Source organism: Bradyrhizobium diversitatis (assembly GCF_016031635.1).
Lineage (GTDB): Bacteria > Pseudomonadota > Alphaproteobacteria > Rhizobiales > Xanthobacteraceae > Bradyrhizobium > Bradyrhizobium diversitatis.
Map to the genome: position 1 here is coordinate 45,010 of NZ_JACEGD010000006.1, position 24,112 is coordinate 69,121.

23 protein-coding genes and 1 pseudogene are annotated in these 24,112 nt (G+C 64.0%); 18 read left to right on the plus strand and 6 right to left on the minus strand.

Annotated elements, in window-relative coordinates; all coding sequences use genetic code 11:
• Nucleotides 1–53: 53 nt before the first annotated feature.
• Both H1B27_RS06955 and H1B27_RS06960 read right to left on the minus strand, forming a co-directional pair.
• Nucleotides 54–440: a hypothetical protein gene (locus H1B27_RS06955; protein ID WP_197965469.1), complete on the minus strand. Its 387-nt coding sequence runs from the start codon at nt 438–440 to the stop codon at nt 54–56.
• 268 nt (nt 441–708) lie between these two features.
• A complete protein-coding gene (locus H1B27_RS06960; protein ID WP_197965470.1) occupies nt 709–954 on the minus strand; it encodes a hypothetical protein in 246 nt (81 codons plus the stop codon).
• Nucleotides 955–1,184: 230 nt separating this feature from the next.
• On the opposite strand from H1B27_RS06960, the gene H1B27_RS06965 reads away from it, so the two are divergent.
• From H1B27_RS06965 to H1B27_RS06990, 6 genes are all read left to right on the plus strand, one after another.
• Nucleotides 1,185–1,364 (plus strand): hypothetical protein, encoded by a 180-nt coding sequence (locus H1B27_RS06965; protein WP_197965471.1) that lies wholly within the window; start codon nt 1,185–1,187, stop codon nt 1,362–1,364.
• A 74-nt stretch (nt 1,365–1,438) separates the two neighbouring features.
• Nucleotides 1,439–2,116 carry a response regulator transcription factor gene (locus H1B27_RS06970; protein ID WP_061882070.1) on the plus strand — a complete coding sequence of 226 codons (678 nt, stop codon included), beginning with the start codon at nt 1,439–1,441 and terminating at the stop codon, nt 2,114–2,116.
• A gap of 16 nt (nt 2,117–2,132) precedes the next feature.
• Nucleotides 2,133–3,557 (plus strand): sensor histidine kinase, encoded by a 1,425-nt coding sequence (locus tag H1B27_RS06975; RefSeq protein ID WP_197965472.1) that lies wholly within the window; start codon nt 2,133–2,135, stop codon nt 3,555–3,557.
• Nucleotides 3,558–3,704: 147 nt separating this feature from the next.
• Complete coding sequence (rpoH, locus tag H1B27_RS06980; protein ID WP_376708975.1) at nt 3,705–4,739, plus strand: RNA polymerase sigma factor RpoH; 1,035 nt, start codon at nt 3,705–3,707, stop codon at nt 4,737–4,739.
• A gap of 60 nt (nt 4,740–4,799) precedes the next feature.
• On the plus strand, nt 4,800–7,982 hold the full coding sequence (locus tag H1B27_RS06985) for an efflux RND transporter permease subunit (RefSeq protein WP_197965473.1): 3,183 nt from the start codon (nt 4,800–4,802) through the stop codon (nt 7,980–7,982).
• Nucleotides 7,979–9,265: an efflux RND transporter periplasmic adaptor subunit gene (locus H1B27_RS06990; protein WP_197965474.1), complete on the plus strand. Its 1,287-nt coding sequence runs from the start codon at nt 7,979–7,981 to the stop codon at nt 9,263–9,265. Before H1B27_RS06985 ends, H1B27_RS06990 begins: the two co-directional genes overlap by 4 nt.
• On the opposite strand, the gene H1B27_RS06995 is transcribed toward H1B27_RS06990, so the two are convergent.
• The 3 genes from H1B27_RS06995 to H1B27_RS07005 all read right to left on the minus strand — a co-directional run bounded on the left by H1B27_RS06995 (nt 9,222) and on the right by H1B27_RS07005 (nt 10,995).
• Nucleotides 9,222–9,863 (minus strand): hypothetical protein, encoded by a 642-nt coding sequence (locus H1B27_RS06995; RefSeq protein WP_246515233.1) that lies wholly within the window; start codon nt 9,861–9,863, stop codon nt 9,222–9,224. The genes H1B27_RS06990 and H1B27_RS06995 overlap by 44 nt on opposite strands.
• Nucleotides 9,864–10,286: 423 nt before the next feature.
• Nucleotides 10,287–10,520, minus strand: a complete 234-nt coding sequence (locus tag H1B27_RS07000) for a hypothetical protein (RefSeq protein WP_082822188.1) — start codon at nt 10,518–10,520, stop codon at nt 10,287–10,289.
• A gap of 232 nt (nt 10,521–10,752) precedes the next feature.
• Nucleotides 10,753–10,995, minus strand: coding sequence for a hypothetical protein (locus tag H1B27_RS07005; protein ID WP_061882075.1), 243 nt, complete (start codon nt 10,993–10,995; stop codon nt 10,753–10,755).
• Nucleotides 10,996–11,411: 416 nt separating this feature from the next.
• On the opposite strand from H1B27_RS07005, the gene H1B27_RS07010 reads away from it, so the two are divergent.
• From H1B27_RS07010 to cydB, 12 genes are all read left to right on the plus strand, one after another.
• The gene (locus H1B27_RS07010; protein WP_197965476.1) at nt 11,412–12,464 is read left to right on the plus strand and encodes a catalase family peroxidase; all 1,053 of its coding nucleotides are present in this window, start codon (nt 11,412–11,414) and stop codon (nt 12,462–12,464) included.
• Nucleotides 12,461–13,024 (plus strand): cytochrome b, encoded by a 564-nt coding sequence (locus tag H1B27_RS07015; protein WP_197965477.1) that lies wholly within the window; start codon nt 12,461–12,463, stop codon nt 13,022–13,024. Before H1B27_RS07010 ends, H1B27_RS07015 begins: the two co-directional genes overlap by 4 nt.
• Before the next feature lie 110 nt (nt 13,025–13,134).
• Nucleotides 13,135–13,635: a Dps family protein gene (locus H1B27_RS07020; RefSeq protein ID WP_197965637.1), complete on the plus strand. Its 501-nt coding sequence runs from the start codon at nt 13,135–13,137 to the stop codon at nt 13,633–13,635.
• Between the two features lie 35 nt (nt 13,636–13,670).
• The gene (locus H1B27_RS07025; protein ID WP_197965478.1) at nt 13,671–14,297 is read left to right on the plus strand and encodes a histidine kinase dimerization/phosphoacceptor domain -containing protein; all 627 of its coding nucleotides are present in this window, start codon (nt 13,671–13,673) and stop codon (nt 14,295–14,297) included.
• A gap of 183 nt (nt 14,298–14,480) precedes the next feature.
• Nucleotides 14,481–15,080, plus strand: coding sequence for an HdeD family acid-resistance protein (locus H1B27_RS07030; protein WP_197965479.1), 600 nt, complete (start codon nt 14,481–14,483; stop codon nt 15,078–15,080).
• Between the two features lie 3 nt (nt 15,081–15,083).
• Nucleotides 15,084–15,920 (plus strand): formate dehydrogenase accessory sulfurtransferase FdhD, encoded by an 837-nt coding sequence (fdhD, locus tag H1B27_RS07035; protein ID WP_197965480.1) that lies wholly within the window; start codon nt 15,084–15,086, stop codon nt 15,918–15,920.
• 105 nt (nt 15,921–16,025) lie between these two features.
• The gene (locus H1B27_RS07040; RefSeq protein ID WP_245312167.1) at nt 16,026–16,619 is read left to right on the plus strand and encodes a YoaK family protein; all 594 of its coding nucleotides are present in this window, start codon (nt 16,026–16,028) and stop codon (nt 16,617–16,619) included.
• Between the two features lie 143 nt (nt 16,620–16,762).
• A complete protein-coding gene (gene fumC, locus H1B27_RS07045; protein ID WP_197965482.1) occupies nt 16,763–18,214 on the plus strand; it encodes a class II fumarate hydratase in 1,452 nt (483 codons plus the stop codon).
• On the plus strand, nt 18,211–18,615 hold the full coding sequence (locus tag H1B27_RS07050) for a cupin domain-containing protein (RefSeq protein ID WP_197965483.1): 405 nt from the start codon (nt 18,211–18,213) through the stop codon (nt 18,613–18,615). The genes fumC and H1B27_RS07050 overlap by 4 nt, the downstream gene beginning before the upstream one ends.
• 41 nt (nt 18,616–18,656) lie before the next feature.
• On the plus strand, nt 18,657–20,198 hold the full coding sequence (mqo, locus tag H1B27_RS07055; protein WP_197965484.1) for a malate dehydrogenase (quinone): 1,542 nt from the start codon (nt 18,657–18,659) through the stop codon (nt 20,196–20,198).
• A gap of 19 nt (nt 20,199–20,217) precedes the next feature.
• Nucleotides 20,218–21,618 (plus strand): cytochrome ubiquinol oxidase subunit I, encoded by a 1,401-nt coding sequence (locus tag H1B27_RS07060; RefSeq protein WP_061882084.1) that lies wholly within the window; start codon nt 20,218–20,220, stop codon nt 21,616–21,618.
• Nucleotides 21,619–21,620: 2 nt separating this feature from the next.
• A complete protein-coding gene (gene cydB, locus H1B27_RS07065) occupies nt 21,621–22,607 on the plus strand; it encodes a cytochrome d ubiquinol oxidase subunit II (RefSeq protein ID WP_197965485.1) in 987 nt (328 codons plus the stop codon).
• A 102-nt stretch (nt 22,608–22,709) separates the two neighbouring features.
• Here the strand turns inward: cydB and H1B27_RS07070 are convergent.
• A pseudogene (locus H1B27_RS07070) lies at nt 22,710–23,952 on the minus strand (cupin domain-containing protein).
• Nucleotides 23,953–24,112 lie beyond the last annotated feature (160 nt).

Here is a 24,112-nt window from a genome sequence, read left to right on the forward strand (position 1 = left end):
ATCCGGGCCGCGAGCTTGCGTGGTCCGGACCAATCGGCGCGGTGCACGCGGACCTAGCTGCAGCTCAGCGGCAAGGGTTGGGCCGGATGCAGCTCGTACCAGTCATAGCAATCCGGATAGCCGTAGAATCCATATCCGGACCGGAAGCGGTCAAAACGGTGAAACGCGTGCTGCCGGAAGCCGCCGGTTGCGACATGATGGCCGAAGCCGAGGTGCTCGCCGCCGAATCGGGCTCCGCCGCCGAATCCGCCAGCATGTCCCATGCCGCCGAAATGCGCGCCGCCACCGAAGCCCATGTGGCCGCCGCCAAAGCCCATATGCCCGCCTCCGAAGCCACCGCCGCCGTGGCCACCGCCACCGCCGCCATGTGCCTCGGCCGTTCCGACCGCCAGTGCTGAGGCAAGCGCCGCTGTCGCCATGATCATCAATGCGCGTTTCATGAGGGATTCCTTTCGTGTCCGGATGCCCGGCGGCCAATGCCGTCGCCTCAGCGTCGTGCCGCCAGCAAATCCTGTCTTGAAGGGAAGATAGGAAGGTCGTGCGGCAATCCCACTGAATTCGATTTCAGGAGCGGGGCGCTGCGCATCGGCGAGGTGATCCGCCGACGCGACTACCGAGCGTGGACGGGGTCAACGTCAGGCTCGACCCCATCGTGAAAGGCGGCGGCCGAGCGAGGCACCCGCCCGGCCGGCCGCGACGTCGTCGGGATCAGAAGCTGCCGGTGCCCGGCTCACAGGGAACGTTGTTGCCGGTCCACGGCGCCGTCGCAAACGCGCCGACACGGGGCGCTGGAACGCAGGCGCGGCCGGTCTGATAGACCGACCCGTACGATGCAACCGGATCGGCTTGCATTGCGGATGGGCGGACGTCGGTTTGGCGCTCCCGCGCCATGGCGGGTCCACCGAGCATGGCGACTGCGATCAGTCCGGTCGACAAGAGCTTGAGAGTGGTCATTTGGCTTCTCCTTTGATGAAAGCTGGCAGTCCAAGCCGGCCTGTGAAGGAGGTGCGGACGAACGCGCGGCGGCAAAACGCACGAATTGCTCACCCGTGTTCAATGGACCGTGATCCCGTCCTTGCCGGCAAGCACGATCGTGCAAACTCGCAACGTTTCGATCCTGGCGCGTAACAGCAGCCTCGCTGAAGACATATCTGCTGGAGCGTCCTGCTGCATGGAGATGAGAGATGATCACTGCGACAGCACATTCGATCGCCTTCGCGCCGCCGCCAGCAGTGACCGTGCTGCCGGGCGCTCTGAAATGCAATTTAATGGTGCTTTATCCCACGCAGGATTACTTCTGTCGCGAGACAGCGGTGCGTGGCATGCCGGTCCTGCCTCGCGTGTTCGGCCCGGGCGGGCATTGAACATGTCGTCGCAGATCACCGAGCCCATGCTTCGCCGCCGGTCTCGAGGCCTCGCGGGACGTGGAACCAGCACAATGACGCGGATTCTCCTGATCGAGGATGATGCCGAGACCGCCGACGCGATCGTGGCCGAACTCACCGAGCGCGGGTTCGAGGTGCGATGGGCGCCCGACGGAATCGGCGGTCTCGATCGGGCGCGTGAATCGTCTCCCGATGCCCTGATCGTCGATCGCATGCTGCCCGGAATGGACGGGCTGACCGTCATCGAGGCCTTGCGCAAGGACCAGGTCAGGACGCCCGTCCTGGTGCTGAGCGCGCTCGGCGCGGTCGACGACAGGGTGCGCGGGTTGCGCGTCGGCGGAGACGACTATCTCACCAAGCCGTTCGCGCTGATCGAGCTCGTCGCCCGGGTGGAGGCGTTGCTGCGGCGTCCGATCGACAGCCGCGAGACCACGTTGTGCGCCGGGCCGCTGGAGCTCGACCTGATCGAGCGGACCGCGCGGCGAGGCGAGCGCGAGATCGATCTGCTGCCGCGCGAATTCCGCCTGCTCGAATACATGATGCGCCGAAGCGATCAGCTGCTGACCCGGGCGATGCTGCTCGAGGAGGTCTGGAACTACAAATTCGTTCCGGCAACCACCAATCTCATCGACGTGCACATGGGCCGCCTTCGTCACAAGGTCGACGGCCCCGGCGAGACGCAGCTGATCCACAACGTTCGCGGCTCCGGCTTCGTGCTGCGAACTCGTTAACAGGTTCGGCGGATCGATGCGCCAGATTCAGTTCATTCGTTCGAACACGTTCCTGTGGGCCGCGGCGATAGCAGCCACGCTGGCGTTGTTCGTCGCCGCCCTGTTCGCCTTCATCTACTGGAAGATCGACGACTACCTGATCATGCGATCCGACCGCATGATTGCAACGCAGCTCAACTTCATGGCCGAGCTGCCGCCCGGCCGTCTCATCGACGCGATCTCCGATCATCTCAAGCAGGATTCGCGAGGCGTGCAATATGCCGGCCTGTTCGATGCCGCAGGGACCCGGCTTGCCGGCAACATCGCGCGATTGCCATCAAAGCTCGATTTCGGCGGACCGGTCCGGAGCGTGCGGCTCATACGGGACGGGCCGTCGGCGGTCCACGATGCCGTCGTCAAGGCCGCGGGCAGGCGGCTCGGCGACGGCCACATCCTCGTGATCGGGCGGAATGTCGATGAGACGCGCGAGATATCCATCGTCGTCGGACAAGCGCTGCTGCTCGGCCTGCTGCCGGCATTCTGCCTCTGCCTGCTGGCCGGGGCCTGGCTGAGCGTCCGCGCCCAGAGGCGCGTGGAGCAGGTGAACCAGAGGGTCCAGCGTATCGTGGCCGGCGATCTCCGCGAGCGGCTCCCACAGACCAACGCGGACGATCCGTTCGCGCGGCTGGCCAGGATCGTCAACGGCATGCTCGACGAGATGGAGACCACGATCAACGCGCTGGCCGGTGTCGGCAACGATATCGCTCACGATCTCAGGACACCGCTCACGCGAGCCCGCCTGGCGCTGGAGCGCGGGCGCACACATGCGGCCACGCTGGAGGACCTTCAGGACATCGTGGACAAGGCAATGGCCGGAATCGACCAATCGCTCGCAATCATCACTGCGCTGCTGCGCCTGGCCGAAATCGAGAGCAGCAGCCGTACGGCCGGCTTCGGCGATGTCGCGCTCGACGAGATCCTGCGACAGGTGTGCGACGTCTACGAACCCATTGCCGAAGACAAGGATATCGACATCGACGTCGAGATCGACCGCAAAGTGCAGGTGCGGGGTGATCGGGACCTGCTGTTCGAGGCGGTTGCCAATCTCGTGGACAATGCCGTCAAGTTCACCCCCGCGGGCGGACGAGTGACGCTCGAGCTGATGTCGGACGACAGGGCCGCGCTCGTGCGCGTGAGCGATACCGGCCCTGGCATCGGCGAGTCGGAGCGCGAGGCGGTGCTGCGTCGGTTCTATCGCTCCGACAAGATGCGCAACACGCCGGGAGTGGGACTGGGACTGAGCCTCGTCGCTGCGATTCTGAAGCTGCACGGCTTCTGCCTGACCATTTGCCCGGCACCCGGCGGACGGGTGGAGATCCTCGCCACGACGGGCGCGATATCACACGAAGCCGCGGCATCGGCGCCGGTTCGTTCGCTTCACGCGAGCCTCGCGCCGATGTGACCGCCGATGCCACGTGCGAGACGTGCGAAGCGGAAAGAGCGGTGGGATCTCTGAAAGCGAATTCAGGCTTGTTAAGTGCAGTTTACTGGCGCCGTCAGTCGGAGGCTTCTTACGTTCCGCTTGCCGGTTCGAATGTGGGAGCAAAAGATGCCAATGCGACATGCGGGTTTGAGCAGGATCGATACGGCTGAGCCGGGCAGGCGTACGGCGGCCGCTGTGTTCAATGCGTATTCCTCGGTCATCGGCCGGTACGACCTGCTCGAACGCGAGCAGGAGCAGCAGCTTGCGCGTCGCTGGCAGGAGACGAGGGACGGCGACGCCGCGAACGCGCTCGTCACGAGCCACCTCCGGCTCGCCGCCAAGGTCGCGCGGAGCTACAGGGGATACGGCCTTCCGTTCGCCGATCTCATGGCCGAGGCCAATCTCGGGCTGGTGATTGCCGCGTCGCGGTTCGAGCCCGACCGAAACTCGCGATTTTCCACCTATGCGACGTGGTGGATCAAGGCCGCCATCCACGAATACATCCTGCGCTCCTGGTCGCTGGTCAAGATCGGAACAACGGCCGCTCAAAAGAAACTGTTCTTCCGGCTTCGCGGCGAGATGAGAAAGGCTGGCCAGAGCGGGATGGCGCGGCTAACCCCCGATGTCGCCGAGGCGATTGCCACCAGGCTCGAAGTTTCGGCGCGCGAAGTGATGGAGATGGATTGCCGCCTGCACGGCGACCTGTCGCTGAATGCGTGGGTTGGCGGCGACGAGCAGGGTACCGAGTGGGAGGCCTTGCTTGTGGACGAGGCGAGCGACGCCGAGACCATCCTTGCCGATCAGGATCAGATGGAACATCGGACCGATGCCCTGCGCATTGCGCTGAATGGCCTCACGGGGCGCGAGCGGCGCGTGCTGGAGGCAAGGCGGCTGGCGGAGCATCCCCCGACGCTCGATCAGCTCGCCCGCGAGCTTTCGATCTCCAGCGAGCGCGTTCGGCAGATCGAGATTCGCGCCTTTGCAAAGGTCAGGCGTGCCGCCATCCGTGCCACCCTGGAGCCCGCGGCCGCCCGCGGACAGGGGCGGCGCGCGGCGTCGTCTCTGTCGCCACCCACCCGTCCCGACACTATCTCGAGCGTGAGGCGTTCGCATCGACGTGAACGATCGAGAGGTCACGATGCTGAACTCGATTTCATTTGAACGGTCAAGCATCGTCGCCATCTGAAAATTTCCCGCAACCTGCTCGAAGTAGTTGTCTCCATGGGAATTGTCCGCTTTGCGCTCCGGTTTCCGCACACGTTCTATGTGCTAGCGGCGCTGATCCTGTTTCTGGGCGGCATCTCGGTCTGGTCGATGCCGACGGATATCTTTCCCGAGATCCGCATCCCCGTCGTCACCGTCATCTGGAGCTATACCGGCCTCTCGACGCCGGAGATGGAGCAGCGCGTCTCCACGTACAGCCAGTATTCGATCAGCGCCAATGTCAGCGGTATCAAGAACATCGAAGCGCAGACGCTCAATGGCCTGTCGGTTCAAAAGATCTACTTCCAGCCGGACGTCAATCTCGATCTCGCGATCTCGCAGATCGTATCGGCAACGAACGCCATCCGCGCCCTGATGCCGCCGGGCATTCAGCCGCCCGTGATCGTGCAGTTCAATGCGTCGAGCGTGCCGGTCCTGCAGCTCAGCCTCGAGTCCAACAAACTGAACGAGCAGCAATTATACGACTTCGGCATCTATCGGATCCGGCAGCAATTGGCGCCCGTTCCGGGGGTAACGCTGCCGACGCCTGCGGGCGGCAAATATCGCCAGATCATGGTCGACATCGACCCGAACAAACTCTCGTCGCGCGGATTGACGCCGCTCGACATCGTCAATGCGGTGAACACCCAGAACCTGACGCTGCCGACCGGAACGGCGAAGATCGGTGATACCCAGTACACCGTGCGAACCAACGCGACGCCGGCCTCGATCAAGGATCTCAACATGATCCCGGTCAAGTTCGCGAACGGAGCGACGATCCTGCTGAAGGATGTCGCCCAGGTTCGGGACGGATCGCAGGTCCAGCAGAATATCGTGCGCGAGGACGGTCACCGCGCGGTTCTGCTCAGCGTGATCAAGAATGGCAACGCCTCGACGCTCGCCGTCGTCAACGGGGTCAAGCGGGCCTTGAAGTCGATTCGGGCGTCGGCGCCGGCCGGGCTGAAGATCAGCGAATTGTTCGACCAATCGGTCTTCGTCACCCACTCCGTCGACGGTGTGCTGCGCGAAGGCGCGATCGCGGCCGGTCTCACGGCGCTGATGATCCTGGTATTTCTGGGATCGTGGCGGTCGACGCTCGTGGTCCTGATCTCCATCCCGCTCGCGATGCTGTCCTCGCTCATCGTGCTCCATTTTCTCGGCGAGACCCTCAACACCATGACGCTGGGTGGGCTGGCGCTCGCAGTTGGCATTCTGGTCGACGATTCGACGGTGACGATCGAGAACACGCATCGGCTCTGGACCGAGGAGGGGATGCCGCTGTCGGAAGCGACGCTGCACGGTGCGGCCGAAATCGCCGTACCGACGCTCGTCTCCACGCTTGCCATCAGCTGCGTCTTCACCTCGGTCATATTCCTCGAAGGACCGGCGCAATACCTCTTCACGCCACTCGGCCTTGCGGTGGTGTTTGCCATGCTGGCGTCGTACGCGCTGTCGCGGACTCTCACGCCGATCACGATCGGTCTGCTGCTGAAGGGCGAGCGGCGCCATGGCGAGGGCGCGAGCTCGTCCGGCATGTTTTCGCGCGCATCCGCCGCGTTCGAGCGCGGCTTCGAGCGCCTGCGCGATGGCTATTCCGGACTCCTGACGACCCTGCTCCGGAGCCGCAGCATCGTGCCGATTGCTGCCGTGCTCGTGCTGGCGCTCGGGGCCGTCATGTTCGTCTACGTGGGCAGGGATTTCTATCCCCTGATCGACGGCGGTCAGATCCAGCTCCATGTTCGTGCGCCAGCCGGGACCCGGATCGAGCGCACCGAGGCCATCTTCCAGGCGGTCGAGGACAAGATCCGCGAAGTCATTCCGGACCGGGATCGCGGGCTGATCGTCGACAATATCGGCTTGCCGGCGCGTCCCTACAATCTGGCCTTCACCGACGGATCGACGATAGGAGTGAACGACGGCACGATCCTGGTATCGCTCAAGGACGGCCACAGGCCGACTGCGGATTACGTCAGGAAGTTGCGCCAGGTCCTGCCCGCGGCATTCCCCGAGGACGTCTTCTATTTCCAGGCGGCGGATATCGTCACCCAGATCCTGAATTTCGGCCTGCCGGCGCAGATTGACGTCCGTACAGTCGGTTACGGCGCCAACAACCTGTCCGTGGCAAAAGAGCTGCAAAAGAGCCTGGCGGCCATTCCGGGAGTCGTCGACGCGCATCTTCAACAGGAGGTCGACGCTCCCGCGTTCTACGCCGACATCGACCGCACAAGGGCCGCACAGCTGGGGCTCAATGCCAGCACGGTGGCAACCAACATCAATGTCAGCCTCAGCTCGTCCGCCCAGGTCTCGCCGAATTTCTGGACCGACCCGACGTCGGGCATCCCTTATTATCTTGCCGTTCAGACGCCGGAGTACAGGGCCAACTCGCTCAACGCACTTGAGAACACGCCGGTGTCGGCCTCGTCGGCTGCAAGCGGGCAGACGGTGCCGGGGCTGCTCAGCAATGTTGCGACCTTCAAGCGCGGGACTGTACCCACCAATTTGAACCAGGCGAACGTTCAGCCGGTGTATGACGTCTATGCGAGCGTGCAGGGGCGCGATCTCGGCAGCGTCTCGGCCGATATCGACAAGGTCACGTCGACGCTTCAGAAGCAGCTCCAGCCGGGAAATTCGATTGAGGTTCTGGGGCAGATCCAGAGCATGCGTCAATCGTTCCGCGATCTCGGGATCGGGCTGCTGTTTGCCGCCATCCTGGTCTATCTGCTGATGGTCGTGAACTACCAGAACTTCGGCGACCCCTTTGTCGTCATCATGGCGCTGCCCGCGACTTTATGCGGTATCGTGACGATGCTGTTCATCACGGGGACGACCCTGAACGTGCCTTCGCTGATGGGTGCGATCATGGCCGTCGGCGTTGCATCGGCCAATTCCATCCTGCTCGTGACCTTCGCGCGTGACGCGCAATTGGACGGGCACACCGCGTTCGAGGCCGCGCTGAGCGCGGGCCGCACGCGAATCCGCCCCGTGCTGATGACGGCTGCCGCGATGATCGTGGGCATGATCCCGATGGCGATCGGAGGCCCGGGCGAGGAGCAGAACGCGGCGCTCGCCCGTGCCGTGATCGGCGGGCTGCTGTTCGCAACGCCGACGACATTGCTGATCGTGCCCTATCTCTTCGCCTGGCTGCGCAAGCGCAACGACGGCAAGCCTCACCACGGCGTGTTCGAGGAGTCACCGGAATGAGCGATGTTCGCGTGCGGACCAACAGCCACGACGTGAGTGATCGGCCCGATGCGGAAAGCGGCCGCATCGTGGAGCTGCCCGGCAAGGAGGCGCGACCGCGCCGCCGCTACGGCGGCGTATGGCTCGGCGGCGCCATGGTCCTGCTCCTTGCCGGCGGTCTCGGCGTGGGCGGCTGGCGGCATTATCAGGCCGCACGCGATCTGGCTGTATCGGCAAAGCAGATCAGGACCGCCGTTCCGGAGGTTCGGGTGGCGACGGTCCGCGCCAGCCCCGAGATCACGAAGGTCACCCTGCCGGCGACGACGACGGCATTCGAGGCGGCGAACATCTTCGCACGGGCCAGCGGCTACATCGAGAAGCGCTATGTCGACATCGGCGATCACGTGAAGAAGGGCGATCTCCTGGCGGAGATCACCGCGCCGGAACTCGACCAGCAGATCGCGCAGGCGCAGGCGACGCTGGCGCAGAACCAGGCGGCGTTGCAGCAGGCACAGGCGAGCCGGGAGCTTGCCGACGTCACCAATACGCGGGACAGTAATCTGGTCAAGCAGGGCTGGTTGACGGCTCAGCAGGGCGACAACGACCGTCTTACCTTGCGCGCCCAGCAGGCGGCCGTGGGCGTCGCCCAGTCGAACATAACGGCACAAGAGGCGCAGATTCGCGTGCTTCAACAGGAGAAGGCCTATCAGCGCGTGGTGGCACCGTTCGACGGTGTGATCACGCAACGCAACGTGGACAATGGCAGCCTCGTTCAGGCGGGATCGACCTTCATGTTCACGCTGATGCATTCGAACGTGATCCGAACGCAAGTGTTCGTGCCGCAGGACGAGGCCTTCGGCATCGCGCCGGGCGTCGAGGCGGAGATTCACGTTCCCGAGATCCCGGACCGGGCATTTCCAGGGAAGGTCACGCGCATCGCGACCGCGTTGCAGCCGGGAAGCCGAACGCTGCTGACCGAGATCGACGTGCCCAATCCCGACGGCGCGTTGAGTCCCGGCATCTACTGTACGGTCGAACTGTCGATCCCGCGCAAGACGCCGTCGATGTCGGTTCCCGCCGATGCGCTGGTCTTCGACCAGAACGGCCTTCATGTCGCAGTCGTGCGCAACGGCACCGTTCACTTGCAGAAGGTCTCGATCGCGCGAGATCTCGGCACATCGGTGGAAGTGCGCGAGGGCGTGAAGCCCGGCGAGCAAGTCGTGCTCAATCCGGCAGTCAATCTGGCGGAGGGCAGCCAGGTCACCATTCGCAAGAATGAGACGAGCGAGGGGAGCCAGACATGATCCGGATCGCTTGCGCAGCGCTCGCCGCCGTGCTGCTCGGCTGCCCCGCGAGCAAAGCCCAGGTCGCAACAACCGGCAGCACGGCGATGAGCTTGCCGACCGTACCGGGCGCGATCGTCACCTCACCGCTCAATAGCCCGGGTCCGTTCTCCGCAACGACCGTGCAAGGCGTGCCCGACACCACGCTGGCACCCGTTCCGCTCGCTTCGGATCCGACGACGCCGGGGACAGTGGTCGTCTGTGCGCCACCATCGACATCTCCGACGTCGGTGCCGACAATGCCGACTGCATCGACTACGGGATCGCCGACGGCGGGCAATGTTGCTCCAATCATACCGCTGATGGGACAAAACGGGAGCTCGATCGGGACAATTTCCGCGTTCGCGCCGTCAGGGACTGGGGTGTCGGTGGCGTGCAGCTCAACGCCAGGCGGGGTGGTGGCGAGCTCTGCGAGTTTGCCGCTCTCGATCCCGCGAGTGCAAGCCGGGCCGCCCCCGGGTACGATCCCGGTCGTCATCAGCGGCGATGTCGGAACGGGCATTGATCCAAATGCTGTCGTCGCGCCCAGTCCCAACACCTCGACCTGCGCGGAAAGCATGACGATGAATCTGGCATCTCCTGCGACAGTGCTACCGGCCAACGCGTCAGGTGCGGCGCCAACGCCCGGAGTCTCGCCAATCTTGCCGCCGGGGTGCTGAAGGGGCAGCCGTGCAGCGCCGATCGCCTTATCGCCATGTCGCGACCATCGCGACAGAGGATGGATGCGTCATACGAAACGATCGTCGTCGCTCTGCCGGGCGGCGGCAATCATTCCTGATGTCGGCACCTCCATCGCCCGTGCAGCGGCGGTGACAGAGCGGACGACTCGAGAGTTGTCGATCGAATTTCAGGAATGACAGCATGAGGAGCTGCCATTCCTCTTTTTCGCGTAAGCCAGAAGGACCCGAGACGCGCAGCGGCCTGCTTCAGTTCAGCACACGCAATTGCGCTCTGCCGAAGCAGCATTGTCCGGCCGGTGCGCTCAATAGCCGGACTTGGGCTCGCAGGGCGGGCGACGCCACGGGGCAGATGCATAGGCGCCGACGTCCGGAGCCCGCGTGCAACCGCGCTTGGAGGTAACCGGAACACGTTGAGCCGACGCGTAGGCATCGGCATTCGTCCGCCGCGCGTTCGTATTGCCTTCACGCGCCATCGCCGGGGAAGCAACCATGGCCGCAGCGATCAACCCGGCCGAGAACAGCTTCAGTGTAGTCATCGCACATCTCCTTGACAAAGCGACGCCGGGAACGCCCCGGCTCGCGCGTCAGACATGTGCATGCGTGCGCCGGATCGGAAGTATCAATTGAACGATCATTTTCGTCGTTGCACGAAGGGATGCATGTACATCCACGCCGCGGGTACGCCGCATCGCGCGGTCGTACTCCGTTCGAGGCGTGAACGATGGTCATCTGGATCTGGTAGTTGTACTTGATTGCTCGTCCGGCTTGTCATCGGCGCCAGTGGTGGTTGCGAACCTGAACCGCGCCAAACACGGGAGCCGCGCCACCGGGGCGCTCGAGTCCCATTCGTCCTGCCGGGGTCAACGCGCCACCATTCAGCACGTCGCGGTCGGGATACATGGAGGCAAAGGTTGCGGGCTCCTGGTCGGCGAAGGACCAGGCGGCGGAGGCCGACGACACTGTCGCAGCTGAGATCAGCACCGAGGCGATTAGGATCTTGAATGCATTCATAGCGAGTCTCCATTGCTTTCTCGTGCGGAGAGTCGCTTGGCGGGGATCGCTGCTCGGCTGACGGCGTTTCCAGAATTGTATTCTATGTTGAGATATATAGGCCGCTTTGTTCGCAAAGCCCGTGATTGTGCATCACTGTTGCGAGAAGGCGATGGCTTTCGCCAGGTACTTGCCGGCGAAGACTGCACGCGACCGCGCGGCGACCCGACGTCGGTTGATGCCGGGAAGGCCCGAAGCCGCTTCACGTGCGATATCGGTGGTGACCTTATCGGATAGGCCCGCCGTGCCTTCACGAAATTGACGGTGCGTTTGGGAAGATTGGAATAGCGACGGTCCGCTAAGTTGGCTTCCTGTCATTGAGCGGTGAGCTGCGCGCTTTCAAGCGCCGGGCGGCCGCCGCGTTGCGAGAGGACTTGATGAACCAGCCAGGCAGAGTAGAGCGTTCGAGCCTTGGATGGCTCGTTCTGATTGCCGCCGTGGTCGGCGGCAGCGCCGCCGCCTTTGCGTATACCGCGGGATGGCTCACGCCGGGGCGTCTTACGCCGGATCGCATGATTGCAGCATTGACGCCTCCGAGCGGCCCGCCGCTGGGGCACCGGCGGAATCATGCCAAGGGAATCTGCTTCACCGGCATGTTCGAAGCGAACGGAAGTGGTGTCGAGCTGTCCCGCGCCAAGGTGTTCGTGCAGGGCCGCTATCCGGCTCTGGGCCGTTTCAATCTCGGTACGGCCGATCCGAACGCGGTGGACGCGACCGTGCGCGTGCGCGGCATGGGGCTCCAGATATCGGCGGCGGACGGAGAGGAGTGGCGAATGGCGATGATCAACCCGCCATTCTTTGCGGTGTCCACGCCTGACGCGTTTCACGATCTGCTGGTTGCGGCCGGCAAGAAGGATCCGGAGGCGATGAAGACGTTCATCAGCGCAAATCCGGAGTTCGCCGCTTTCGCGGCCTGGGCCAAGGCGGCGCCCTGGACCGGAAGCTACGCGGAGGACTCGTATAACAGTCTCAACAGCTTTGTCTTCACGAACGCGAAGGGCGACGAGCACGCTGTGCGGTGGTCGCTGGTGCCCACGGCAGCGCCGACTTCCATCGCGCAGGCGGAGCTGGAGAAGCGCGGCCCGAATTTTCTCGAGCAGGAGATCACGAACCGGGTGCGGTCGGCGCCGCAACGGTGGACCATGGTCACCACGGTGGCCGATCCGGGCGATCCCACCGCAGATCCGAGCAAAGCCTGGCCGGAGAACCGGCGTAAGGTCCAGGTTGGAACGCTGGTCGTGCAGCGAATTGAACCCGAGCGGGATGGGCCATGCCGCGACATCAACTTCGATCCGACCGTGCTGCCGCAGGGAGTCCGGGTGTCGGACGATCCCTTCCCGGCGGCGCGCTCGTCCGTCTACCGCAAATCCTACGATCTTCGCGCAGCCGAAGCCAGCGACTATCCGAGAACCGAGGTTGCCAAGCCATGACCAATGCCCCGCAACACTTCGCCCCGATCCAGCGGCTGCTGCACTGGCTGATGGCGATCTGCATCATCGCCATGCTCTTCATCGGTGTAGGCATGGTGTCCTCCGTGGCTCAGAAATACCTGCCGCTCATCCTGATCCACAAGACGCTCGGCGTTGCGCTCCTCGTGCTCGTCCTCGTCAGGCTGGCGTTGCGGCTTCATTTCGGCGCACCGCCATTGCCGGCCGACCTTCCGCCGGCGATGAAGCTGGGAGCGCGATTGTCGCATCTTTTGCTCTATGGCTTCATGATCGTCATGCCCTTGCTAGGTCTCGGCATGCTCTGGGCTGCGGCCTATCCGGTTGTCCTGTATGGCGGGATTCGGATTCCGGCGTTGCTGCCGCAGAGCGACCACGCGCACACGCTGTTTTGGAATGCGCATGTCTATCTGGGGTTCGCGTTCTTCGCCCTCGTGCTGCTGCATCTGGCAGCGGCGCTGTTCCACGCCCTGATCCGTCGCGATGGCGTGTTCGCGACGATCTCGCCTCTGCCGCAGCGGCAGCGGATGAAGCCGACCGAATGAGTCACCGCGCGCCTGTGGGCGTGCAATCCGGGAACGATGCTTCGGCACGGAAAGACCGGCTGCCCGCCCTCTGGCTAGAAATTGTCCACTTTCCAACAAGGATGCCAACCATGACAAAAGCAGACCTGCAAGGCCCGACCGATCTGGGAGCCAATGCGAACCGGGATGTTCCTGCCGCGTTGAGAGCGCTGCTCGCCGACGTCTTCGCGCTGTACCTGAAGACGAAGAACTTCCATTGGCACGTATCTGGCAGTCATTTTCGCGACTACCATCTCATGCTCGATGAGCAGGCCGAACAGATCTTCGCCATGACCGACGATATCGCCGAGCGCGCGCGCAAGATCGGCGGCACCACGCTGCGATCGATCGGTCACATCGCCCGCGAGCAGCGCATTCTCGACAATGACGCGGATTATGTCGATCCGCAGGATATGTTGGCCGAGCTGCGCAGCGACAATCAGCAGCTGACCCGGGAAATGCGCCGGGTCCACGAGCTCTGCGACGAATATGACGATGTCGCCACCGCGAGCCTGCTGGAGAACTGGATCGACGAGACGGAGCGGCGGATCTGGTTCCTGTACGAGACCGGGCGGAGCGGTGCGAATTCGTAAGAAGGCAAGCCGTTCGGCCGGGAGGCGTGTGAAGGATGAGCAGTCTCTCGGAGCTATCACCGGATAGCGGCACCAACGCGGAGCGCATGTTGCTGCGCGAGCTGGCCCATCAGATCGAGGGCGAGCTCGTATCCGTGATCGAGTTGCTGTCGGAGGCTGCCGGTCGCTGCGAAGGCGCGGAGGCGAGAGCGATACTCACTTCCGTGCAGGATCGACTGGAAAGCCATGTGTGCCTCCACCACGCATTGCAGATGCCCCAGTTCGCCACGACCATCGATCTGGCCTCCTATCTCCAGCAACTGTGCAGGTCGATCAGCCGCTCACGGCTCGAGTATGAGGGCATCGCGCTTTCGCTCCTGCTCCAGCCGCTCAAGGTAAGCTCCGAGCGTTGCTGGCTGCTGGGCATGATCGTCTTCGAACTGATTACCGCCTCGGCGCGTCACCTCTCCCTCGATGGGGCCGGCGCCATCCGGCTCGAAGTCTGGGGAACGGCAAATTCGGTCATGTGCTGTATCATCGACAATGGGGCAACCGCCGAAGGCCGGCCCGGGCTCGACCGTTCCATCGTCGATATGCTCGTTGCGCGTCTGAATGGAACGATGGATATCCGCTTCGGACCCGACGGGACCAGGACCGTCGTCGGGATCCCGCGGCGGGCCTAGCGCGGTCTCGACGCGCGGCGACGGGAAGCTTCCCGTTCGTGCCCCGCAAGCTCACCGCGCCAACGCTCCGCATCGTGCAGATCAACAATATCGTCGTTTTTGCGAAAGATGGTGCGTGGGCCCGCTTGTACGCTTTCTCCCATCCATGACCGGGAGAGCGGTCATACGTGCGAGGGTCAAGCCATGGCAGATATGTCGAACTCGAAGGCGTCGCTTGGAAGGGCCATCCACGCGATCAGCGGAAAATGGGGCTGGTTCGTTGCTCTGGGCGCAGGCGAATTGGTCCTCGGTGGCATTGCGTCCGCAAACCTGGTGGCCGCCAGTCTCGCCTCCGTGCTGGTCATTGGCGCCACCATGGCTGCCGCCGGCGTCTTCCAGATTGTGCATGCCTTCTCGGTGCGCGCTATGCGGGGATTCCTGTTCTGGCTGCTCGCGGGCGTTGTTTACGGCGCGGCCGGGATCATCATCCTCTTTGATCCGGTCCTGGCCTCGTTCACGCTGTCTCTCGCGGTGTGCGCCTTCCTCGTCGTTGCCGGTGTGATGCGGATCTGGGCAGGCTTTCATATGCGACCGGCTGCGGGTTGGCGCTGGATCGTCGCGGCCGGTGTTCTGACGGTCTGTGTCGGCGTCATGCTGGTGGCGGCTTGGCCCGCGATCGGCCTGTGGCTGCCCGGTGCGATGCTGGTGGTCGACCTGATCTTCCAGGGCTGGGGTTTCATTGCATTCGGGCTGGCGCTCAGGAGCCGGGCGTCCCGCCACTCGGCCCAGCCGGCGACGGTGTGAGCCATGATGACGGGATCGACTTTCACGCGGCACTCGGAGATTGCCTGGCGCGGCGGCCAGACGCGGTCGACCTCTCGGCTGATCGCCGAGGAGACGGCCATCGCGTTCACCTATAACGGCTCGACCCATGCCGTGATGATGGGAACGCCCGCCGACCTGGAGGATTTCGGTATCGGCTTCAGCCTCACCGAAGCCATCGTAGGACGAAGAGACGAAATCAGGAGCATCGATCTGATTCCGAACGAGCTGGGCGTCGAGGTGCGGATGTGGCTCGATGGCGACTGCTCGGCGTCCTTGGCGGCCCGCCGCCGTGCCATCAGCGGTCCGGTTGGGTGTGGGCTATGCGGTATCGAAAGCCTTGAACAGGCGCGCCGTGCACCCTCGCGGGTGAAAGATCGTAACATTGTCTTCCGCGCACGGGATCTGCTGGACGCGATGCAGGCCCTGTCTCCGCTCCAGACATTGAATCAGCACACGCGATCCGTTCATGCGGCGGCGTTCTGGACGCCGCGCAGCGGCATCGGTCCGGTCCGGGAGGACGTTGGCCGGCACAATGCTCTCGACAAGCTCGCGGGTGCGGTCCTCCGCGACGGCGTTTCGGCCGGCGAGGGCGCCGTGCTCCTGACGAGCCGCGTCTCGGTCGAGATGGTGCAGAAGGCGGCGATGATGGGCGTGCCGGTCGTCGTGGCCGTATCCGCTCCGACCGCGCTCGCCATCCAGACTGCGAAGGAAGCGGGCATCACGCTCGTGGCGATTGCCCGCGATGACGGATACGGCGTGTTCACACACCCGCGGCGCGTTTTGCTGCCCGACGAGGCCGCGCCGCGCCTCGGGTGTTAACCTCGCGGGCCGACCAGTATGACGACGCAGGCCGCATCTGCGGTGCCGGGAGCGGACCCACGCGTCACAGCCCATGCGCCGGAGCGATCGCTCCTGGTTGCATCCATGCTGACCATGTCCGGCGGATTCCTCGATGCCTTCACCTGGCTCTCGCTCGGTGGTGTGTTCGCGAGCTCGCAGACCGGCAATGTCGTCTTCCTTGGCATCGACGCCCTGTCCGGGCAATGGCCGCGGGCGGCGGACCATCTGCTGCCGATCGTCGGATTTCTTCTCGGCGCCTGGGTGGCGGTCCGTGTCCAGGCGCCGCTGTGTTGTCTCATGGCGCATATTGCCTGCCTCGCGGCGGCGATGCTGCTGCTGCACCGGATCCCTGATCCAATCGCCATCTTCGGAATATCCTTTGGTATCGCGCTGCAGTCCGCCAGCTTCAGGCACGTCGAGCGCTGGGGCTATCTCTCGGTCACCGTGACCGGCAACATGCTGCGCGCCATCGATCAATTCGTGTCGACATCCGATCGCGACGCCTCGCGTGGCGGCGCGGCCATGCTCGTGCTCTGCCTGATGTTCCTGTTCGGCGCCGTGGCCGGCGGTTATGCGACGAAGCGGCTGGATGCGGCCGGCCTTGCCGTGCCGATCGCATTGTCGAGCTGTGTGCTCCTGGTGTGCTTGCGGAATCGGCGCTGGCGCGACACCGGCTGATCGGTCTCCCGGACATGCGCCGACGCACCATGCCATTCGGAAAAGGGACGTTCGCTCGCGGTAGCAGGCGCGCTGCGCGCGGTCTATGATTTCCAGCAAGCGCCGGAACGGCGGCGCCGACATCAACTGCCAGAGAGGCAAGAATGAACGACCTCCGCAAAGAGACCGACAGCCTGGGTGAAGTGAGTGTTGCCGCGGACAAGCTCTGGGGCGCGCAGACGCAACGTTCGCTCGAGCATTTCAGCATCGGCAGGGACCTGATGCCCCGCGAAATGATCCAGTCCTACGCGATCTTGAAGAAGGCGGCCGCCAACGCCAATTACGCAGGCGGTCGGCTCGACGGCAAGATCCACAAGCTCATCGTCCAGGTCTGTGACGAAATTCTCGCGGGCCAGCATCACGACATGTTCCCGCTTCACGTCTGGATGACGGGCAGCGGAACGCAGTTCAACATGAACGTGAACGAGGTGATCTCGAACCGGTGCTGCCAACTCGCGGGCACCGCGCTCGGCAGCAAGCTGCCGGTTCATCCGAACGATCACGTCAACATGTCGCAATCGTCGAACGACAGCTTCCCCTCGGCCATGTATATCGCGGCCGCGCTGAACGTGACGGAACGGCTCGTTCCCGCGGTCGAGGCGCTGCATGACGCGATCGCGGCAAAGTCGAGCCAGTGGGACGATATCGTCAAGATCGGCCGGACCCACATGCAGGATGCGACTCCGCTGACGCTCGGGCAGGAATGGTCGGGTTACGCCGGCATGCTCGCCGACGATCTGACGCGCATCGGCGACGCCCTCAAGGACGTCTTCCGGCTCGCTCTCGGTGGCACGGCCGTTGGTACCGGGATCAACGCGGCGCCCGGATTCGCCGAGGCCGTTGCGGCCGAGGTCGCACGGTTGACGGGTCTGCCGTTCGTCAGCGCGCCGAACAAGTTCGCGGTGCAGGGCGCGCATGACGCGCTGGTGCAGCTGTCCGGCACGCTGCGGACGCTCGCCGGCTCGCTCTACAAGATCGCGAACGACATCCGCCTGATGTCATGCGGTCCGCGTGCGGGGTTTGCCGAATTGCTGATCCCCGAGAACGAGCCCGGCTCGTCGATCATGCCGGGCAAGGTCAATCCGACACAGGCGGAAGCGCTGACGATGATCGCCGTGCAGGTGATGGCGAACGACGTCGCCGTCGGGTTCGGTGGCGCCGGCGGCTATCTCGAAATGAACGTCTACAAACCCCTGATCATCCACAACATCGCGCAGTCCATCACCATCCTGGCCGACGGCTGCACGAACTTCCGTACATTCCTCGTCGAGGGCACCGAGCCGAACCGCAGGAAGATTCAGGAGTATGTCGAGAAGTCGTTGATGCTCGTGACCGCGCTGGCGCCGGTGATCGGCTACGACAAGGCGTCGCGGATCGCGCATTACGCGATGGACAACGATCTCACGCTGAAATCTGCGGCGCTGAAGCTCGGCTTCGTGACCGAGCCGGAGTTCGACCGCATCGTGGATCCCGCCAAGATGGTCAGACCCTATGTGGCCGAGATCAAGGTGCCGCTCGCAATCGGCTCGGAAGCCGGAAAAGGAGAGATACGATGATCCGCTGTGTACGTCTATGGACCGGAGAGGACAATAACTCGCATTTCGAGGAAGGTATCCTCGAGCTGGAGCCCGGCCAGCGCGGCGACTTCCTGAGCGGCAAGATCGATGCCGTCAGCGTCTCCTTCCAGGAGACCGAGTCGGGCGGCGCCTTCTCCTGGCACACCGCGCCGATCCGGCAACTGGTGATCACGCTGAGCGGAACGCTCGATTTCCAGACACGTGACGGCCACAACTTTCTGATTCACCCCGGCAACGTCCTCCTGGCCGAAGACACCGCTGGCTCGGGGCATAGCTGGAAATTGACCGACGATTCGTCCTGGCGCCGTGCCTATGTGGTGCTGCGGCCGGGAGCGGACGTGCCGTTCCGCGCCAAGGGACAGCAACCGGCGCGAGCCTGATCGAGACATCCGAACAGCAACACCCAATGAAGGGAAAGACCATGTCAGCAGTGTCCGACCGCGAAACCGACGTCGTCCTCATCGGTGCCGGCATCATGAGTGCCACCCTCGGCGCCTTTCTCAAGGAGCTCGAGCCCTCCCTCTCGATCCAGATGCTGGAGGTCCTCGGGGATTGTGCGCTCGAAAGCTCGGACGCGTGGAACAATGCGGGCACCGGGCATGCGGCCAATTGCGAGATGAACTACACGCCGGAGAGGCCCGACGGCAGCGTCGATATCTCGAAGGCGCTCCAGGTCAATGTCGAGTTCGACCTGTCGCGGCAGTTCTGGTCCTATCTCGTCGGGCGCGGCGCGATCGCCGATCCGCGATCCTTCATTCATCCCGTGCCGCACATGAGCTTCGTGCACGGCGTCGACAACGTCGCCTTTCTCAGGAAGCGGTTCAAGACGATGGCCGCCCATCATTGCTATGAGGGCATGGAATACAGCGAGGATCCGACGAAAATCGCCGAGTGGGCGCCGTTGGTAATGGATGGCCGCACTGGCGGTGATCCCGTGGCGGCAACGCGTATCATCACGGGGACCGACGTCGACTACGGCTCACTGACGCATCTTCTCGTCCGTCATCTCGTCGGACAGCCGGGCTGCGCCGTGCACTACAAGAGCTGTGTCACCGATCTCGCTCGCGAGCAGGACGGTCGCTGGCGCATCGAGGTGCGCGACACCGACAGCGGCGAGACGCGGTCCGTCCGCGCGAAGTTCGTCTTCATCGGTGCCGGTGGCGGTGCGCTGCCGCTGCTGGAGAAGTCCGGGATTCCGGAAGGACGCGGTTATGGCGGTTTCCCGGTCAGCGGCATCTGGCTGCGCTGCGATGATCCGGAGATCAACCGGCGTCATCATGCCAAGGTCTACGGCAAGGCCGCGGTCGGCTCGCCGCCGATGTCGGTGCCGCATCTCGACACGCGCGTGATCGGCGGCCAGCGCTCGTTGTTGTTCGGCCCCTATGCCGGCTTCTCGAGCAAGTTCCTCAAACATGGCTCGCTGCTCGACCTCTTCGAGTCCATCCGTCCCGCGAACGTCAAGCCGCTGCTTTCGGTGGCGCGCGACAATTTCGATCTGACCGAGTACCTGGTCGGACAGGTGCTGCAGTCCGAGAGCCACCGTCTGGCGGCGCTCGACGAGTATTTCCCGAAGGCAGACCCGAAGGACTGGAGGTTGCAGGTGGCGGGCCAGCGCGTCCAGATCATCAAGCCCGATGTCACGCGCGGCGGACTGCTCGAATTCGGCACTGAGCTCGTCGGCGCGGACGATCATTCGCTGGTGGCCCTTCTCGGCGCCTCGCCGGGCGCGTCCACCGCGGCCTTCATCGCCATCAGCGTGCTGGAGAAATGCTTCGCCGGCGAGCTGACGGCAAGCGCCTGGCTGCCGAAGCTGAAGCAGATCATCCCGTCCTATGGCGTATCGCTGATCGATGACGCGGATTTCTGTCGCCAGATTCGTGCCGCGACGGCGGAGGTGCTCAAGGTCGACAACATCCCGCCGCCGGCCGCGCAGGCGGCGGCGGCGCCCCCGGCACGGGCATGATTGGAGAGGAGGCTTCCCAATGGATCCGACGGCGCTTCTCCTGTCGCGGCTGCAGTTCGCGTTCACCATCTCGTTCCACATCATCTTCCCGGCGTTCACGATCGGGCTTGCCGCCTGGCTGACCGTGCTCGAAGCGATGCACCAGTACAGCGGCAGGCCAGTGTACCGGACGTTGTTCGAGTTCTGGCTCAAGATCTTCGGTGTCGCCTTCGGCATGGGCGTCGTGTCGGGCGTCGTGATGGCGTTCCAGTTCGGAACGAACTGGAGCGTGCTGTCCAAGATGTCGGGGCCGATCCAGGGCCCGCTACTGGCCTACGAGACGTTCACCGCCTTCATGCTGGAGGCGGGTTTCTTCGGTATCCTCATCTTCGGACGGCCTAGGGTACCGCCCTGGTTCTATCTGTTCTCGACCGCGATGGTCGCGCTTGGAACCACGCTGTCGGCGTTCTGGATCATGGTCAACAACAGCTGGATGCAGGTGCCGACCGGCTATGTCCTGCAAAACGGCCAGTTCGTGCCTGACGATTGGGCACAGATCATCTTCAACCGGGTGGTCTGGGTCAGGTTTCCGCACATGCTGCTCGCCTCGTATCTGACGGGCGCGTTCTGCGTGGCGGCGACCGGCGCGTGGTATCTGCTGCGCCGGACCTATCGGGCCGAGGCGCATGTGATGCTGCGCATGGGTCTTGCGCTCGCGGCGGCGCTGCTTCCGCTGCAATTGTTCATCGGGCATCTCGTCGGCGACTACGTTCACGATTACCAGCCGGCCAAGTTCGCCGCGATCGAAGCGCGCTGGCATGACGAGCAACCGGCTTCGGAGGTGCTGATCGCGATCCCGGACTCGAGCACCGAATCGAACAGATATGCGATCTCGATCCCGGTGCTCGGCAGCATCATCGCAAGCATGAGCCTGAGCTCGAAGGAGGTCGGCCTGAGCAGCTTCGCGCCGCAGGACCGCCCCCCGGTGGCAATCCCGTTCTTTGCCTTTCGCATCATGGTCGGCTGCGGCTTCGTGATGCTGGGGCTTGCCTGGCTCGGGACCTGGCTAGGGCTCAAGCATCGGCTCGAGCGCAGCCGCTTGCTGCTGTGGGGCATCTTCCTCAGCTTTCCATTGCCCTGGATCGCCATCCTCACGGGCTGGTACACCGCGGAAGTCGGCCGCCAGCCATGGACGGTCTATGGCGTGCTACGCACGGCAGATGCCGCGACGCCGTTCCTGACCGCGTCGGCCGCCACGGCTTCGCTGATCCTCTTCGTCGCGGTCTATGCCTTCATCTTCTCGTTCGGAACCTATTACATCTATCGGCTCTTGCGCGCCGGACCGGCGGGACTCAGCGGCAAACCGCTGGACGTTCCCGTGCCCAACCGGCCGATGTCGCTCGCCGACAAAATGCCGACAATCGTCGAGGCGGGAGAATAGCCATGGTGACGTTCTGGGTTGCGCTTCTTGCCATCAGCATCCTGATCTATCTCCTTCTGGACGGTTTCGACCTCGGGGTTGGGATGCTATGCGGCCTCGCACGCAGCGAGGCGAAGCGGGAGACGATGCTGCACACGGTTGCTCCGGTCTGGGATGGCAACGAGACCTGGCTGGTCGTCGCGGGCGTGATCATGTGGGGCGCGTTTCCGCTGGCATATGCCACGGTGATGTCAGCCTTCTATATCCCGGTTATCGTGATGCTGCTCGGATTGATCCTCCGCGGCGTTGCGTTCGAGTTTCGCAGCAAGGCGCTCCGTTCGCGCTGGATTTGGGACGTCAGCTTCGTCGCGGGCTCGTTCGCTGCCAGCTTCATGCAGGGCGCGATGGTGGGCGCCCTGGTCGAAGGACTTCAATTCTCCAACGGCGACTACGTCGGCGGGACGTTCGGCTGGCTCACCGCCTTTTCCGCCCTGTGCGGGATTGGACTCTGCTTCGGATATTCGCTGCTCGGCGCCTGCTGGCTGGTGCGGAAGTGCGATGGTCTCGTTCGGGACGCCGCGCGGCGCCAGATCCCGCCGCTGGCGATCGGCGTCCTGATGTTCCTGATCGTCGTCTTCGCCTATGCGCTTGCCGAACATCTGCCGATTCTGCAGCGCTGGACCGACCGGCCCTATCTGTTCTTGTTTCCGCTCATCGGGGCCGGTGCCGCTGCCGTGCTCGCCACGAGTGTCCTGCGCCACGACGATTACTGGCCATTTCACATGGTCGCGCTGATCTTCGCGGCGGCGTTCGGCACGCTCGCCCTGTCATTCTGGCCCTATATGATTCCGTTCGTCCTGACGATCGACGAGGCCGCGGCGCCTCATGCAAGTCTCGCGTTCATGTTCTGGGGGGCCGGCCTGTTCGTCTTTCCGCTGATGCTGCTCTATGTCGCGGTCGGCTACCGCGTCTTCCGCGGCAAGTCTGTCCAGGCCGTCGACCACTACTGACGGCCAGACGGCTCGAACTTGCCGCGGAACTACAGCGGACACGAAGAAAGGCGCCGTTGCCGGCGCCTTTCGCGTTGAGGAGCTCTCGTTGAACGGCTTCCTTCAGGACTTGGGCATGACGCCGGGACTGTTGTCCGGCCATTTCGCGATCAGCTTCTCGTCGATGTTGAAATGCTGGGCGACGAGCTTGGGCGGTGTGTGCGTCAGCCAGTTGGTGAGCGAGACCTCCTCGTAGCGCGGCGCACGGAACACGCCGACGAACTGCAGCTCGGTATCGCCGACATTCTCGACATAATGGCCGAGATTGCGCCGGACATAGCCGATGTCGCCGGCCGCGAAATCCGTCGTCAGCGCGTTCGGACCGGTGTCGAACACCGTCATCCGCGCCTTGCCCTTGATGTAGTACTGCCATTCGTCGGCGTTCGGGTGCCAGTGCATTTCCCGGACCGCTCCCGGCGGCATCGTCACCAGTGCCGCGGCGACGGTCGTGGACACCTTGAAGTTGCTGCTGTCGGCAACGCGGATGCTTCCGGCAGAGCTCTCCTTGACCGGGGTTGAGCTGCCGAGCGAGTGGACAAAGGGGTAGGGCGGCGCTTCGGCGTGCCTGGCGACTGCGGCGCGATCGGCGGCGAGATCGCCGGGCACCGTCCCCTGGAAGATCCAGAGATTGTGCAGCGGGATCTTTGCGAAGGCCTCGGCTGGGACGCCGAAATTCTTCGCCAGGACCTCGGGCGGGGTATGGGCGAGCCAATCCGTTACCAGCAGCGTGTTGAACTCATTGGCGTGGCCGTCATCGAAGCAGATCACGAACTCGCAGCCGTCGGGCCCCAATCCCTGCAACGAATGAGGCGCGCCCGACGGGAAATACCAGAGGTCGCCGGCTTTGACGTCGGCGACATAGGGGCGTCCCTGGGTGTCGAGCACCGTGATGCGGCAGGTGCCGTAGGATCGCCCATTCGGCGGCCTGATGCCAATGCAGCTCGCGGATGCCGCCGGCGGACAGCCGCATGTTGACGCCGGATATCTCCTTGGAGATGGCGAAATCCGCAACGGTGACCTGACGGGCCCAGCCGCCATTCTGGATGCGCTTCGGCGCATTATTGAAGGAGGCCCAATCCATCGGCAGGCCGCCGACATCGGTCGCGGGCGGGCTCTGCACCGATGGGAATTGCCTGGCCAGCGCGGGATTCTGCGGACCGGGATCGGTCAGGCTTCCCGGACTCGTGGCGTTTACGGCACCTTGCGGTGGCTCGTCCGGATTGCCGAAGCTTGCGGCCTGCGCACCTGTGCCGACCATGGCGGCGCCTGCCGCGGACATGGCCAGCAAATCACGTCGTGAGAACATGTTGGGTCGCTCCTGAGGATTGTCCAAAGCCCTCTGTTTCGACGGGGCTCCAACCGTCCAGCCTAGTTTCCACCTGCTGTTCCAGCTTCCGCGAACGGCGTTCTTCTTGCCGGAATGCACGGGCTGTTGCGGCAAGCCGGCCGGGCTCGGCCGTGTGCAA

What these genes read in the sequence shown, in the direction of transcription:
- H1B27_RS06955 (WP_197965469.1), bottom strand. Translation starts at nt 440, where the DNA reads ATGAAACGCGCATTGATGATCATGGCGACAGCGGCGCTTGCCTCAGCA.
- H1B27_RS06960 (WP_197965470.1), bottom strand. Translation starts at nt 954, where the DNA reads ATGACCACTCTCAAGCTCTTGTCGACCGGACTGATCGCAGTCGCCATG.
- H1B27_RS06965 (WP_197965471.1), top strand. Translation starts at nt 1,185, where the DNA reads ATGATCACTGCGACAGCACATTCGATCGCCTTCGCGCCGCCGCCAGCA.
- H1B27_RS06970 (WP_061882070.1), top strand. Translation starts at nt 1,439, where the DNA reads ATGACGCGGATTCTCCTGATCGAGGATGATGCCGAGACCGCCGACGCG.
- H1B27_RS06975 (WP_197965472.1), top strand. Translation starts at nt 2,133, where the DNA reads ATGCGCCAGATTCAGTTCATTCGTTCGAACACGTTCCTGTGGGCCGCG.
- rpoH (WP_376708975.1), top strand. Translation starts at nt 3,705, where the DNA reads ATGCCAATGCGACATGCGGGTTTGAGCAGGATCGATACGGCTGAGCCG.
- H1B27_RS06985 (WP_197965473.1), top strand. Translation starts at nt 4,800, where the DNA reads ATGGGAATTGTCCGCTTTGCGCTCCGGTTTCCGCACACGTTCTATGTG.
- H1B27_RS06990 (WP_197965474.1), top strand. Translation starts at nt 7,979, where the DNA reads ATGAGCGATGTTCGCGTGCGGACCAACAGCCACGACGTGAGTGATCGG.
- H1B27_RS06995 (WP_246515233.1), bottom strand. Translation starts at nt 9,863, where the DNA reads ATGCTTTCCGCGCAGGTCGAGGTGTTGGGACTGGGCGCGACGACAGCA.
- H1B27_RS07000 (WP_082822188.1), bottom strand. Translation starts at nt 10,520, where the DNA reads ATGACTACACTGAAGCTGTTCTCGGCCGGGTTGATCGCTGCGGCCATG.
- H1B27_RS07005 (WP_061882075.1), bottom strand. Translation starts at nt 10,995, where the DNA reads ATGAATGCATTCAAGATCCTAATCGCCTCGGTGCTGATCTCAGCTGCG.
- H1B27_RS07010 (WP_197965476.1), top strand. Translation starts at nt 11,412, where the DNA reads ATGAACCAGCCAGGCAGAGTAGAGCGTTCGAGCCTTGGATGGCTCGTT.
- H1B27_RS07015 (WP_197965477.1), top strand. Translation starts at nt 12,461, where the DNA reads ATGACCAATGCCCCGCAACACTTCGCCCCGATCCAGCGGCTGCTGCAC.
- H1B27_RS07020 (WP_197965637.1), top strand. Translation starts at nt 13,135, where the DNA reads ATGACAAAAGCAGACCTGCAAGGCCCGACCGATCTGGGAGCCAATGCG.
- H1B27_RS07025 (WP_197965478.1), top strand. Translation starts at nt 13,671, where the DNA reads ATGAGCAGTCTCTCGGAGCTATCACCGGATAGCGGCACCAACGCGGAG.
- H1B27_RS07030 (WP_197965479.1), top strand. Translation starts at nt 14,481, where the DNA reads ATGGCAGATATGTCGAACTCGAAGGCGTCGCTTGGAAGGGCCATCCAC.
- fdhD (WP_197965480.1), top strand. Translation starts at nt 15,084, where the DNA reads ATGATGACGGGATCGACTTTCACGCGGCACTCGGAGATTGCCTGGCGC.
- H1B27_RS07040 (WP_245312167.1), top strand. Translation starts at nt 16,026, where the DNA reads ATGCTGACCATGTCCGGCGGATTCCTCGATGCCTTCACCTGGCTCTCG.
- fumC (WP_197965482.1), top strand. Translation starts at nt 16,763, where the DNA reads ATGAACGACCTCCGCAAAGAGACCGACAGCCTGGGTGAAGTGAGTGTT.
- H1B27_RS07050 (WP_197965483.1), top strand. Translation starts at nt 18,211, where the DNA reads ATGATCCGCTGTGTACGTCTATGGACCGGAGAGGACAATAACTCGCAT.
- mqo (WP_197965484.1), top strand. Translation starts at nt 18,657, where the DNA reads ATGTCAGCAGTGTCCGACCGCGAAACCGACGTCGTCCTCATCGGTGCC.
- H1B27_RS07060 (WP_061882084.1), top strand. Translation starts at nt 20,218, where the DNA reads ATGGATCCGACGGCGCTTCTCCTGTCGCGGCTGCAGTTCGCGTTCACC.
- cydB (WP_197965485.1), top strand. Translation starts at nt 21,621, where the DNA reads ATGGTGACGTTCTGGGTTGCGCTTCTTGCCATCAGCATCCTGATCTAT.